We start from the raw sequence: 13836 nt of genomic DNA, 5'->3' as shown, positions 1-13836 counted from the left end.
GCTTTATAACTCCTATGATCGAAATAACAAAAATTGACATACAAAAAATAAAAGCCAAGTTGCGGGTTAAAAAACCTTGGGACAGGGTCATTATTTTGTTTTTGAGTATTTTTATCACAATTCCGCTCTTCATTATTTTACATCAAAACCTTATTGAGCTTAATTGGAGTTTTAATCTGGACCGTATTTTGCTGTTTATCGGCGTATTAGGGGGTGTTTATTTAATTTTATTTCAACTACGGACCATAATAATTATTTGCGTCGCGCTCTATCTATTGGTTTTGTTTTACGGAACCGTAATTGGGAATTATGGTTTCAATCAAATCTACGAAGATTACGATTCCATGATCTATACCATGACATACAATCCGTATCCTCAAGATTTAATTGTATCCAAACTTCTTCCTTTTCCAAATAAATCATTGATTTTAAAGGCTATAGAATATCAGAATCCAAAGGTTAGAAATTTTGCGGTGATGGCCACGACCAAACATTTTAGAAATGTAAAAGGTTATTCAGAGTACCGCACTTTAATTCAATGTTTTGCTGCTTTCAAAGAAATTAATGCCCGCTGGAATTACGTTAATGATCCGAAGGATGGCGATTATATTGCAACAGCAAGCGAATCTTTGGAGTACTTTTCTGGTGACTGCGACGATCACTCGATACTGATGGCTGCGGCTGTCCGTTCTATTGGGGGAACACCACGATTAATTCACACCAAAGGACATATTTACCCTGAAATCTTAATTGGGAACAGAAGTGACTTAGAAGCGGTCAATTATTTAATAAAAAACATTCTTTTTGAGAAAGAAAGCTATGGAAAATCTTTGCATTATCACATTGATGAAAGAGATCAAATATGGTTGAACTTAGACTATACTGCTAAATATCCAGGAGGACCTTTTATGTCTGAAGAAATTTTAGGAGCGCTTACTCTAAACTAAATTCCTATGCTAGTAATACTTCATTCTGCGCGAAATCGTTTTTTATTTTTTCGCTTAACAAACAACACTTTCACTGTAAAAAAAATATACGCCAAATGAATTCCGAGATATTACACGCCAAATTAAAAGAACATTTTGGTTTTGAAAAATTCAGACCCAATCAAGAAATAATTATTGAAACTATTCTTTCTAAAAAAGATGCCTTAGCTATCATGCCAACAGGTGGGGGAAAATCAATCTGTTTTCAATTACCAGCGCTACTTTTTTCTGGAATTACAGTAGTAGTTTCTCCGCTTATTGCTTTGATGAAAGATCAAGTAGACAGTTTAAAAGCTAACGGAATTGCGGCTTGCTTTATCAATAGTACACAATCTGACCAAGAGCAGCAATTTTATTTGGATTCATTGCGCAACAATACCATCAAATTAGTATACGTCGCTCCCGAAAGTTTGTCTTATTTAGAAAATGTTTTTAATTCTCTAGAAGTCAGCTTGATTGCCATCGACGAAGCACATTGTATTTCTGCCTGGGGACATGATTTTAGACCTGCCTACACTAATTTAGGTTACCTTAAAAACCGCTTCCCTTCTACTCCAATTTTGGCCTTAACAGCAACTGCCGATAAAGCTACGCGAACCGATATTGCACAACAATTAAACCTTACAAATCCTGCCATATTTGTTTCTTCTTTTGATCGCAAAAATTTAAGTTTAGAAGTGCGACCCGCTTTAGACCGTGTGAAACAAATAATAGATTTTATTGCGACCAAACCCAATGAATCTGGAATTGTTTATTGCTTAAGCCGAAAAACTACCGAAGAATTAGCGAAAAAATTGCAGCAAAAAGGAATTAATGCCAAAGCATATCATGCGGGTTTAGAAGCAAAATTAAGAGCAAAAACACAAGATGATTTTATAAATGACGATTGTCAAATTGTCTGTGCAACTATTGCCTTTGGAATGGGAATTGACAAATCAAATGTGCGCTGGGTAATTCATTATAATTTACCTAAAAATATCGAAGGTTATTACCAAGAAATTGGTCGTGCTGGTCGTGACGGATTGCCTTCAGAAACAGTTCTATTTGAAAGTTATGCAGATGTTATTCAGCTACAAAAATTTGCATCAGAAGGTTTGAATGCGGATTTGCAATTGGCTAAATTAGAACGAATGAAACAATATGCGGACGCTTTAAGCTGCCGCAGAAAAATTTTACTTTCTTATTTTGGGGAATTAGTCACTGAAAATTGTGGTAATTGTGACATCTGTAAAAATCCTCCGGTTTTTTTTAACGGAACTATTTTAGCACAAAAAGCACTTTCGGCCGTGACTCGCTTACAAGAAAAAGAAACTTTGGCGGTAATAGTTGATTTTTTAAGAGGTTCTAAAAATGCACATATTTACGAAAAAGAATATCAAAACCTAAAAACGTACGGAATTGGTGCAGATGTTTCTTGGTACGATTGGAATCAATATTTAATTCAATTAATTAATCTAGGGTACCTTGAAATTGCTTTTCATCAAAACAATAGAATCTTATTAACATCACTCGCTCGAAAAGTTTTATTCTATGGAGAGAAAGTCCAATTAAATACTGTTGTTAAAAAAGTAGCTGAAACTAAAGAGGCCAAAGAAGTCAAAACAAAAACAACCAAGAACTCACTTTTTGAAATTTTACGAAAATTGCGTTATGACATTTCAAAGGAAGAAGAAGTTCCTGCTTACGTAATCTTTAACGACGCTACTCTTCGTCAATTTGAAAGCGTTAGACCAATGACCGCAGAAGAATTAATCGCTATAGATGGTGTCGGAAAAGCAAAGCTCGAAAAGTACGGTGCGGAGTTTATCTCGGCAATTGTAGAATTTCAAAAAAACAAAAAAACAACTGCTAAAAAAGAAAGTAGCACGTACAAAACAACGTTAGAGCTTTATCAAAAAGATATGTCTACTGATGAAATTTCGAAACAAAGAAAACTCGGAATTTCTACTGTAATTTCACACATTGCGAAATTATATATTGATGATCACATCACTGATTTAAGCGATTTTGTAACGCAAGAAGAAGTCGAGCAATTAAAGAAAGCACACAAGGAAATAAAAAGTACGACAGTTTTAAAACCATATTTTGATTATTTGGAAGAAAGAATGGCATATGATAAAATTCGCTTAGGCTTAGCGGTTATTGAAAAATCGAAAGAATTATCTCAGACGCTAAATAAAAAAGCATATTCTGTTGATGAAATTCGAATTTCTCATGCAGAAGCATATAAAAAGTGGAATTCTGAAGAAGATTTACAGCTTACTAATTTCTTTAAAGAAGGCAAAGCTAATGCAGAAATTGCCAGTATATTGGGTAGAAACAGCGGTGCTATAGTTTCTAGATTGAAGAAATTAGAACTAAAGTAAAAAAACCATATAAGTATTCAAGGTAGAATAACTTATATGGTTTTAAAATTTTATAAATAACGTTCTTCAAAAATGCGTTGGTGGTGCTTTTGATGACCAATTGTCACAAAACCCAAAGCACGAACCGAAATTTCATTGTTGGAAGCCGTTCCAATTCTTTTCAATTGCTCTACTGAAAAACTTTTGTACAGAAATAAGTTAGAATGCCGCACTGCTGATAATTCGGTAAGCAAACTTTGAATATTTCTCTGATTGGCATCTGTATTAACTACATACTCATTCTCATCGAAACCTGATAATGGTGTTTTGTCGTTTCTAGAAATTCGCAACGCACGATAAGCAAAAATTCTTTCGGTATCAATTACATGCTGTATAATTTCCTTAATCGTCCATTTTGCTTCCGCATAACGAAAATCAAATTTATCCATCGGAATATTTTGAACGAATTTTATAAAATCATGCAACGAAATTTCCAGTTCTTCAATCAAATTGCCTTCACCAGCTTGTTCAATATAAGTATGAAATGCACTACCGTACTCATTCTCTAATAATTGATCTGCCTTCATTTTTTATCTTTTATGCCGAATTTCTACTAGCATTAGTATTGCCAAAAAGAGAACGCGTTACAATTTTCTCATATACTTTCACCAATTCGCTATCGACAACTTCAGCTTTATTTAATTCATTAATTCTAAGCAATGCATATTGTTGTATCGTCAACAGTGGCAACACGATACGTTCTCTAATATCAATAGAAGCTTTACCGTCAGGATAGTTTTCCATCAAAGTGGTATGCCCTGCAATTTTCAATAGTAAGCGTTCTGTTTCTGAAAATTCATCTGAGATAATTTGCCAAAATTCACCAAACTCAGGATCTTCCTTCATGTAAGCAGTTAGTGGCAAAAATGATTTAGCCAAGGACATTGCACTGTTTTCCAAAAGCGTTTTAAAAAACAATGAATTGTGATATAATTCGGTTACTTTATCCCATTGTCCTGTCGTTTCGAAATGCTTCAAAGCAGATCCTACTCCGAAAAATCCAGGTACGTTTTGCTTCAATTGACTCCATGATCCCACAAACGGAATTGCTCTTAAATCAGCAAAATCCAATTGATCTGATTTACTTCTCTTTGTCGGACGACTTCCAATATTTGTTTTTGAGTAGTATTTTAAAGTACTCATTTTCTCTAAGTAAGGTATAAACTTCGGATGGTTTTTAAAACTTAAATATTTTGAATAACCAAGTTCTGCTAATTCTTCCAGAATATCTTTTTCATCAGGAGATAATTCATTTTTTGACTTATTAAATACCTGATTCGTCACTCCTGCACTCAATAAATTCTCTAGGTTGAAACGACAAGAATCTAATGTTCCAAAATTAGAACTAATAGTTTGTCCTTGCACGGTGATCTGAATTTCATTATTCTCGATTGTTGGTCCCAACGAAGCGTAGAATTTATGTGTTTTACCACCCCCACGTGCTGGTGGTCCGCCACGTCCATCAAAAAATACCACATCAACCTCATACTTTCTTGACATCTCTGTCAAAGTTTGTTTGGCTTTATAAATACTCCAATTTGCCATTAAGTAACCACCATCTTTAGTTCCGTCAGAAAAACCAAGCATAATAGTTTGTTTGTTTCCTCGTGAAGCCAGATGAATAGCGTATTCTGGATTAGTGTACAATTGCTCCATAACCAAATGTGCTTTTTGTAAATCCTCGATCGATTCAAATAACGGAATAATATCTACAGTTGGTGCTTCCCAATTATTTAAACGAATCATTGCAAAAGTTTCCATTACATTCAACGCGCTTTCGTTATTACTGATAATATAACGATTGGCACCTTGCTCTCCATTATTTTCTTGAATTGTTTTGATAATTTGTATCGACTCTATTGTTGATTTGGTAATTTCATTTTCAAAATCAGCTGAATCTAAATTGCCCGTAACTTTCGCTACAATTTCAATCTTTTCGTCTTCTGATAAATCATAATAATTAGAAGGAAACATATCGCTCTCTGACTTTAAGTAATACGTAACAATGTCTTTAAAAACAGCGTTATGCACTCTACTATTTTGCCTGATATCAAGAGTTGCAAAATGAAATCCAAACAAATTAACTTTTACTTGCAACGATTCCAATTCGTCTAGATAAAGAGACTGATGTTTGTCTATAATAATTGTTCTAATTGCATTTAAGCGTTCTTTAAACTCATCCAAAGTGATGTACATTTCGCCTCTTGAATAAAAAACAGAACGGTATAATTTATGTTCTAACTCAGCAACTAAACCATCTACTCCAGAAAAAGTCAGTTTTCGTTTTAATTTTCTAATCTCAACGTAATAACATTTTAAAATAGAAGTTCGTAAACGTTCTGCCACCTTCAACGTGATTTCTGTTGTTACAAACGGATTTCCATCGCGATCCCCGCCTGGCCAAAATCCAAGTTTAATAATTTGATTCTGAATTGGATTGTTATGGAAGATATTTTTTTGCAAATACTGAACAATTTCGCCAGAAGTTTCATAAAATACGTTCTCTAAAAACCATATTAAGCTTACCGCTTCATCATAAGGATTTGGTTTTTCTGCCTGAATGAAAGGTGTTTTACCCAGTTGCGCCAATAAACGTTTGATTTCTAATAAATCATTTGTACGAATTGCATCGATCAAATCATTAATAATTCCGAGCACTGCACCTGGATAAAATTGTGTTGGATGCGCCGTTAGAACCGTACGGACATTAAAATTTTCGAAAAATTCAACTAATTCTTCGTCTTTTTCTTTAGCGTTCGCCTTCTCTTTTATATCACGAAGTGTACCGCGACCTTCCATGTTGTTAATTGCAGGAAAAGCAGCGTCCTCAATTGCATCAAAAAGAACAATTTGTCTTTCTATGTACTGAATGAAACGGAACATGATATCAATTTTCTCTTCTTCAGTAGCTGAAGTTAAATACTTTTCAGTAAACGAGTTAACAATTTCTTTCGGATTCTCTTGTTTTTTAAAACCTGATTCGCAAACATCTGTAAACAAAGGCAATAGAACGCCTGTATTGTCAATAGAATCAAAAGGGAGTGTTATAAAAACACTGTTGTAAATATGATATTTTGAAAGAACATCTTGATTAAAACGTTCGATTTTTGGTAAAGTATACATAAATTATAGTTGGTTGTGTTGGTAATTAATAGTTGAAAAAAAACCTCAAGAAGCGATCCTTGAGGTAATTAATATTTTCCGTTCAAGATGAATTGCTTACATATTTTTAAAAATAGTATGCATCAAACGTTTCTTATCATTAATGCTTTCTTCTAATGAAATCATAGTTTCAGTTCTGTAAACACCCTCGATGTCATCAATCATAAAGATAACCTCCTTGGCATGTTTAGTGTCTTTTGCACGTATTTTGCAAAAAATATTAAATTTTCCTGTCGTTACTGACGCAACAGTTACAAAAGGAATTTGGTTAATACGTTCTAAAACAAATTTTGTTTGTGACGTATTGTTTAAAAATACACCAACGTAAGCAATAAATGAATAGCCTAATTTGTCATAGTCCAATGCTAATGAAGAACCCATTATGATTCCAGCATCTTCCATTTTTTTTACACGAACATGTACAGTTCCTGCAGAAATCAATAATTTTTTTGCGATGTCCGTAAAAGGAACTCTAGTATTATCGATCAACATATCTAAAATCTGGTGATCTACTTCATCTAAACGAAACTTACTCATAAATTCTTTATTAATATTATTATTTGTCACAACAAAGGATAAAAATATATAAAAAAAGCAATAAAATGATAATTATATTAAATTTTTATCAAACCATTAACAAATTCTATAGAATTGTCTAATTTAAAATTCGCAATTTCATTTAGTCTTGGAGTTTTTCCAAAATCATCACTGTACGCTGCTCCTTTTCCATCAAACTCGACATGTCCAAATTTTGATTCTAAATTGCTGATTTCTGAAAAATAAGCCTTAAAAACGATCTGATTGTCGATTAATTCCTCTTTGTATTGAGCAGCAAAATTCGTGATTATTTCTATACCATCATAATTTATTTTAATATTTTTATATATAAAATCATAAAAAATCGTGTTATTTTGTGAAATATTCAAATAATTATCAGTTTTGTCGATAACTATATCGTTTTCGTTTAAGTACGAAAAACTTGAAATTAATGCGAAAAATATAAATTTTCTAGTTTCTTCTCTCAGATAATCATTTTGAAAATGTCCTGCTTCAAATAAAATTGTTGGTACTCCAAGATTTTGAAACATATCGCCGATACAATTAATATTAAAAGAATCATCAAAACGCCCCACTTGTCCAGGAATATAATGCTGAAGTGTTTCATTAATTGCAGCAATCACATTAATAGCTTTTAAGCGAGATTCATTAATCTCTCGATCTTCATTATAAGCAGGAGCTAAAAACGAAGCAGTAGCCGGCTTTCCGTCGGTGCCTGCACCAAATATGGTACGTTGATCGTGTAAATTGAAACAGTAATCTGGCTGAAATTCTTCAAAAATTGCTCTTAAGATTTTACTTTCTGGCTGCGTAAGATTTTGGGAATCTCTATTCAAGTCCACTTCATTAGCATTTACACGCGTATAAGCCGCAGCACCGTCAGGGTTTAATAATGGTAAAGCACAAAATGTAAATTTCTCAAGCATTTGTGTTGCATAAGACGAACCGCTGTGCAGTACATTAAAAAAGTCAAATAATGCTTTGGTTGTGGTTCCTTCGTTGCCGTGCATTTGCGACCACAAATAGATTTTAACGGAACCCGTTCCTATAGTATAACTGTATAGTGGTTTACCAAGAACAGATTTACCAACTTTTTTTAGCTGATTATTGGTGTTTAATTTTAATAATAGAGGCTCGACTTGCTCTAAAGTAATATACCTACCAAACAGTAATTCTTCTTTATTTTCTTTAAAAAGTATCTGTAAATTCATTGCTTAAATTTTAATTTACAAAAGTAAACATCTTTATATTTACATTTGTAAACAAGTAAACTAATAGGAAATTTAGAATTGTAAACGCGAATTTTAGTTGGTGGCAGGATATTATTAGTTTTAGTTGATACAAATGTAATCATTTATTTAAAATATAGTTATATTATTGTTTATCAGTTATTTAATGCATTTTATATCAAGCTTAAGTTCATAGTTAATTGCGCTTTCTTTACAATTTACAACTGTAAAATAGGATAAATCAATATGTTTTATTACATTTGTAAACAAGTGTATTTGAAAATAAATTTACAATGGTAAACATCGAAGAATTCATTAAAAGGCTCGAAAAAATACTAGATTATTACAATCTAAATGCCTCCTCATTTGCTGATAAAATTGGTGTACAGCGATCCAGTTTATCTCATCTGCTCTCGGGTCGAAATAAACCTAGTTTAGATTTTGTCCTCAAAATTTCAGAGGTTTTCCCCGAAGTAGATTTATATTGGATATTAAATGGTGAAGGTACTTTTCCTAAAGGTGATAGAAAAATGGAACAAAAAACAGTTGCTCCTCTTGAAAGTAAAATAGTAACAGAAACTGTTTTTGAAAAAAAAAATAGTCCCGAAGATTTATTTTCAAAAATGGAATCTTCTCCAGTTGAAAATAAAAAAATCGAGACTTCAGATACTAGCAAGCAACTTCAAAATTTTAATAATAATGGTGAAGTTGATAAAATTGTATTCTTTTATAAGAATGGAACTTTCAAGATTTATAATTCATAAAAGTTATTTTATTGCGTATTTCAAAAATTTAAACTTATTTTCTGTTTTACGTGCTCATCGTCAATTTAAAAGTGAGACTGAATTTTTAGAGTTGAAGTCCATTTTCGGGAATCTTACCTAAAACTCCCTTAAAATGCATTTTTAAAATTGCTAAGTCTTGTTCGTAATTTCCTGTAGGCTTTAGTGACTTTCCTAAATTAACTTCTTTTTTACCCCAATCAAATGCAACAGGAACTATGGGTACATCGGCTTTTAGTGCTATATAATAAAAACCGCTTTTTATCTCTTTAACTTTTTTACGAGTTCCTTCGGGAGCAACTGCCAATCGAAACACTTTTTTCTCTTCAAATATTTTAGCAATAGCCTCTACTTTGTTCAAACCACCAGATCGATCTAAAGGAGCTCCGCCAAGCCATTTAAAATAATAATTAATTGGAAAGCGAAACAGCTCTTTTTTACCAACCCAGTTCATTTCTAATTCAGTAATACCTCGAGTAAAGACTCCCAAGTAAAAATCATGATTACTTGTGTGCGGCAATACCATCATGACGCATTTTTTCAGGTCAGCATTTATACTTCCCACTATCTTCCATCCCATCAGTCTGAAAAAGATCCACTTGTATAATTGTTTCTTCATTATTTTGATTTAACTGGCAAAATAAATAATAAAATTGGTAAATTTGAGTAAAACGACCGTAAATGATTGTGAAATTTTTGAGTTATTTAATACCGATCAACATCTATAAGACGAAATCGCAAAGAAGTAAAACAATTGAGATTACTTGGGCGAATGGCGAAATGGTATTGGATACCAAAAACACCAATTATTCGTACGGAAGTTTGCAGCGTATTTTGCGTTATGGCCTACTAAAAATTGGTTTTAGCAAAATACGTGAAATGGATCGCATATTAGTCCTTGGCGTTGCTGGCGGAAGTGTCATTAAAACTTTAGCCGATGAAATTCAGTTCAAAGGAAAAATAACTGGGGTTGAAATCGATCCTGAAATCATTGCCATTGCGAACACTTATTTTAATTTGAAAGCAGTACCCAATCTGGAAATAGTAATTGATGATGCTTTTGAATACGTTTTAAAAACGAATACTTTGTTTGATTTGATTATTATTGATATTTTTGAGGATACGAAGATGCCTAATTTTTTATTCGAAAATTATTTTAGCAAAAGAGTTGTTACCATGTTAAAAAACAATGGATTTATTTTATTTAACACGATGTTGCTTGAACCAATTCATTCCGATCGAAATAAAAAATTTATTAGAGAAATAGATAAAGTTCTATTTTCGGTACAAGCTTTAAAGCGAGTCGAAGTACACAACGAACTTATTTTGATTCAGAAAAATAATTAATGCTAATATGAAAAATTTTGAAATGCTTTTCAATTCCTTCGAGCCTGCCCCGATAATAAACGCTATTGATTATAACAAATATGCTAAGATTAATTTATCGGTCTCTAATACTGAATTGACCGAAAATAAATTAGAAGCTGCGGAAGAATTCGAAGCGTATGTTGAAGATTTTTTGGAAAGCAACAATGCTAAAGTTGCGTATGGCGGCTATTTGGAAGAACGAAAATTATACAAGCGCAGCTCAATTTTTAATGATTCAAACAGTTCAGAGCGCAACATGCACATTGGCTTAGATTTATGGATTAAAGCAGGAAGTGTGATTAATGCTCCGATTGAAGGAACAGTACACAGTTTTAAAAACAATATTGGTTTGGGTGATTACGGACCGACAATTATTTTAGAACATCAAATAGAAAATCTTCAATTTTATACTTTGTACGGTCATTTATCGCTAGAAAGCATAGCAGATCTTAAAGTTGGCAAGCTTTTTAAAAAGGGCGAACCCTTGGCAACATTAGGAAACAAGGACGTAAATGGGAATTACGCACCCCATTTACATTTTCAAATTATTAACACTATCGAAAACTATTGGGGAGATTATCCTGGCGTTTGTAGCAAACAAGATTTAGATTTCTACATGGAAAACTGTCCAAATCCCAATTTAATTTTAAACATTTAAAAACATGAAGAAAATTGTATTTATACTTTTAGCAGTTACATTATTTGTAGGTTGTAAGTCAAAAAAAGTAAACGAACCCGCAGCTCCAGAAGTAGCTAAAATTGTTGCTATTCCAGCAGCAGAGATCAATAGAAATCAACAAAATAAAGCCTATGATTTAGGAAGTCGCGTTTTGTTGACTTGTAATACTTCAAAATTTAAAGCTTTTGACGCGACTGAAGTTACAAAAGAAGTAATGGACAACACCACTATTGAGCGCATCTCTAAAACCTGTAGTAAATTTAGACAATGGTACGGTACTTTTATCGATTTAAAACTTGATGGTGTTTACAAAATTAACGGAGAAACCGTATATCGTTTTCGTGCTTTATACACTAAAAAAGTTGCTAATAAAGAATTGCGCGTAACTGTAAATGAAAATAATTTAGTTTCGGGGATTAAGTCTTTAGATTGGGATAATTCTTTTGAAAGTAAATTAAATAAATAAAAATTGTTTTTTTATTAAAATTCATACACTAATTTGGCTAATTTATACGAAATAAAAGACGAAATAAATTCAACTAGTTTCCAAAATTATTTGATTTTAAAAATATAAATTCTAGCCCTGACAGCAGCGCCATCGTTTTTTGCAGGGGTTCGGCATAAAAGATACAGCGGATGGCAGGAATAGCTCCTAAAAAAACAAAAGCCTCAAGTTAAAAATTAACTTGAGGCTTTTGTTTTACTATTTATTAGAAGATTATCCTCTAATTAATTTTCTATATTTCAAACGTTTTGGTGTTAAATCACCGCCCAAACGTTTCTTTTTGCTTTCTTCATATTCAGAGAAACTTCCTTCGAAGAAATATACTTCTGAATCGCCTTCGAATGCTAAAATGTGCGTACAAATACGGTCTAAGAACCATCTGTCATGCGAAATTACAACCGCACAACCGGCAAAACTATCCAAACCTTCTTCTAAAGCACGCAAGGTATTGACGTCCAAGTCGTTGGTCGGCTCATCTAATAACAGTACGTTTCCTTCCTCTTTCAACGTCATAGCCAAGTGCAAACGGTTGCGTTCTCCACCAGATAGAGTCGATACTTTTTTATTTTGCTCGCCACCACCAAAGTTAAAACGACTCAAATAAGCACGAGAATTGACTTGACGTCCGCCCATCATTATTAATTCTTGTCCGTCGGCAAAATTTTCCCAAATTGATTTTTCAGGATCAATATTCGAGTGCGACTGATCGACATAAGCGATTTTTACCGTTTCACCCACAGAGAATTCTCCGCTATCGGTTTCTTGCTCGCCCATAATCATTCTGAAAATAGTTGATTTACCAGCACCATTAGGTCCAATAATACCAACAATTCCGGCTTGAGGAAGTGTGAAATTTAAGTTGTCGTATAATAATTTGTCTCCAAAAGCTTTGGCTACATTTTTTGCTTCAATAACATTTGTTCCTAAACGCGGTCCATTTGGAATGTAGATTTCTAATTTCTCATCCAATTGTTTTTGATCTTCGTTTAGCAATTTATCGTAATTCTGTAAACGTGCTTTTTGTTTGGTTTGGCGTCCTTTGGCTCCTTGACGCACCCAGTCCAACTCTCTTTCTAAGTTTTTACGACGTTTAGAAGCTACTTTTTCTTCCAAAGCCATGCGACTCGATTTTTGATCCAACCAAGAAGAGTAATTTCCTTTCCAAGGAATCCCTTCTCCTCTATCCAGCTCTAAAATCCAACCTGCTACGTTGTCCAAGAAATACCTGTCGTGTGTTACCGCAATTACAGTTCCTGCATATTGTGCCAAGTGCTGCTCCAACCAAAGTACGCTTTCTGCATCCAAGTGGTTGGTAGGCTCATCTAAAAGCAAAACATCAGGTTGTTGCAACAACAAACGACATAAAGCTACACGACGGCGCTCACCACCCGAAAGATTTTTGATCGGTGTATCGCCTTCTGGAGTACGCAAAGCATCCATCGCAATTTCTAGTTTCGTATCGATTTCCCAAGCGCCCAATGCATCAATCTTATCTTGCAATGCCGCTTGACGATCCATCAATTTATCCATTTTATCTGCGTCTTCGTAATTTTCTGGAAGACCAAATAAGTCGTTTATTTTATTGTATTCGTCTAGAACTGCCATGGTTTCTGCCACACCTTCTTGCACGATTTCAAGAACCGTTTTGGTTTCATCCAATTGCGGTTCTTGCTCTAAATAACCAACAGTATATCCAGGTTGAAAAACTACATCTCCCTGATAATTTTTATCAACTCCTGCAATAATCTTTAAAAGAGAAGATTTACCAGAACCATTTAAACCAAGAATACCAATTTTCGCTCCGTAAAAGAAACTCAAATAAATATTTTTAAGAACAGGTTTATCTGCACCTTGATAGGTTTTACTCAATTTTTGCATTGAGAAAATTACTTTTTTATCGTCTGACATTCGTTATAAATTAAATTATTTACTTACTATTTTACTTTAAACTCTACCTTTTAAGGCATTAAAAACCCAAGCATTAGCTAAAAAACCAACACCCACCGCTGCGAATCCCCAGCCTGAGACTTCACGGTATTTAAAAACTCCAAGTCCAATTAACAGAAAACCCATACAGATCATTATAAAAGTTGCCCATCCTAAAATGGTGTTTTTATTCATTCCCATATATTCAAAAATTATTTAACTGCAAAGGTCGGTAA

General features: G+C 33.3%; 13 protein-coding genes. 6 read left to right on the top strand and 7 right to left on the bottom strand.

Annotation, left to right across the window (positions count from 1 at the left end; all coding sequences use genetic code 11):
• Window positions 1-14: 14 nt before the first annotated feature.
• Both ACRASX_RS13150 and recQ read left to right on the top strand, forming a co-directional pair.
• Window positions 15-947 carry a transglutaminase gene (locus ACRASX_RS13150; RefSeq protein WP_066309235.1) on the top strand — a complete coding sequence of 311 codons (933 nt, stop codon included), beginning with the start codon at window positions 15-17 and terminating at the stop codon, window positions 945-947.
• Window positions 948-1042: 95 nt separating this feature from the next.
• Window positions 1043-3352 carry a DNA helicase RecQ gene (recQ, locus tag ACRASX_RS13145; protein WP_432221551.1) on the top strand — a complete coding sequence of 770 codons (2310 nt, stop codon included), beginning with the start codon at window positions 1043-1045 and terminating at the stop codon, window positions 3350-3352.
• 50 nt (window positions 3353-3402) lie between these two features.
• Here the strand turns inward: recQ and ACRASX_RS13140 are convergent, their stop codons facing one another.
• The 4 genes from ACRASX_RS13140 to ACRASX_RS13125 form a co-directional block, all read right to left on the bottom strand.
• Window positions 3403-3918, bottom strand: a complete 516-nt coding sequence (locus tag ACRASX_RS13140; RefSeq protein WP_432221550.1) for a DinB family protein — start codon at window positions 3916-3918, stop codon at window positions 3403-3405.
• Between the two features lie 10 nt (window positions 3919-3928).
• Window positions 3929-6514: a phosphoenolpyruvate carboxylase gene (locus tag ACRASX_RS13135; protein WP_432221549.1), complete on the bottom strand. Its 2586-nt coding sequence runs from the start codon at window positions 6512-6514 to the stop codon at window positions 3929-3931.
• Between the two features lie 96 nt (window positions 6515-6610).
• Window positions 6611-7090, bottom strand: a complete 480-nt coding sequence (locus tag ACRASX_RS13130) for an Lrp/AsnC family transcriptional regulator (RefSeq protein WP_007805990.1) — start codon at window positions 7088-7090, stop codon at window positions 6611-6613.
• Between the two features lie 77 nt (window positions 7091-7167).
• Entirely contained in the window at window positions 7168-8322 is a 1155-nt protein-coding gene (locus ACRASX_RS13125; RefSeq protein ID WP_432221548.1) for a M14 family metallopeptidase, read from the bottom strand.
• A 311-nt stretch (window positions 8323-8633) separates the two neighbouring features.
• Here ACRASX_RS13125 and ACRASX_RS13120 point away from each other — a divergent pair, with 311 nt between their 5' ends.
• Window positions 8634-9104, top strand: a complete 471-nt coding sequence (locus tag ACRASX_RS13120; protein WP_432221547.1) for a helix-turn-helix transcriptional regulator — start codon at window positions 8634-8636, stop codon at window positions 9102-9104.
• An 85-nt stretch (window positions 9105-9189) separates the two neighbouring features.
• Here ACRASX_RS13120 and ACRASX_RS13115 read toward each other — a convergent pair whose 3' ends face one another.
• The gene (locus ACRASX_RS13115) at window positions 9190-9741 is read right to left on the bottom strand and encodes a 1-acyl-sn-glycerol-3-phosphate acyltransferase (RefSeq protein ID WP_432221546.1); all 552 of its coding nucleotides are present in this window, start codon (window positions 9739-9741) and stop codon (window positions 9190-9192) included.
• Window positions 9742-9803: 62 nt separating this feature from the next.
• On the opposite strand from ACRASX_RS13115, the gene ACRASX_RS13110 reads away from it, so the two are divergent.
• Genes ACRASX_RS13110 through ACRASX_RS13100 form a run of 3 tightly spaced genes read left to right on the top strand, consistent with a single transcriptional unit; the run spans window position 9804 to window position 11635 of the window.
• A complete protein-coding gene (locus tag ACRASX_RS13110) occupies window positions 9804-10469 on the top strand; it encodes a spermidine synthase (protein WP_066309250.1) in 666 nt (221 codons plus the stop codon).
• Window positions 10470-10476: 7 nt separating this feature from the next.
• Complete coding sequence (locus ACRASX_RS13105) at window positions 10477-11148, top strand: peptidoglycan DD-metalloendopeptidase family protein (protein WP_066309253.1); 672 nt, start codon at window positions 10477-10479, stop codon at window positions 11146-11148.
• A 4-nt stretch (window positions 11149-11152) separates the two neighbouring features.
• Window positions 11153-11635 carry a hypothetical protein gene (locus tag ACRASX_RS13100; protein ID WP_066309255.1) on the top strand — a complete coding sequence of 161 codons (483 nt, stop codon included), beginning with the start codon at window positions 11153-11155 and terminating at the stop codon, window positions 11633-11635.
• A 252-nt stretch (window positions 11636-11887) separates the two neighbouring features.
• On the opposite strand, the gene ettA is transcribed toward ACRASX_RS13100, so the two are convergent.
• Together ettA and ACRASX_RS13090 are read right to left on the bottom strand one after the other, a co-directional pair.
• Window positions 11888-13582, bottom strand: coding sequence for an energy-dependent translational throttle protein EttA (gene ettA / locus ACRASX_RS13095; RefSeq protein ID WP_432221545.1), 1695 nt, complete (start codon window positions 13580-13582; stop codon window positions 11888-11890).
• 36 nt (window positions 13583-13618) lie between these two features.
• Window positions 13619-13801 carry a CAL67264 family membrane protein gene (locus tag ACRASX_RS13090; protein WP_432221544.1) on the bottom strand — a complete coding sequence of 61 codons (183 nt, stop codon included), beginning with the start codon at window positions 13799-13801 and terminating at the stop codon, window positions 13619-13621.
• Between the last annotated feature and the right edge of the window lie 35 nt (window positions 13802-13836).

Source organism: Flavobacterium sp. TMP13 (assembly GCF_050847115.1).
GTDB lineage: Bacteria > Bacteroidota > Bacteroidia > Flavobacteriales > Flavobacteriaceae > Flavobacterium.
The sequence above is the reverse complement of the archived record's forward strand: the minus strand, read 5'-3'. Positions and strand labels throughout refer to the sequence as shown.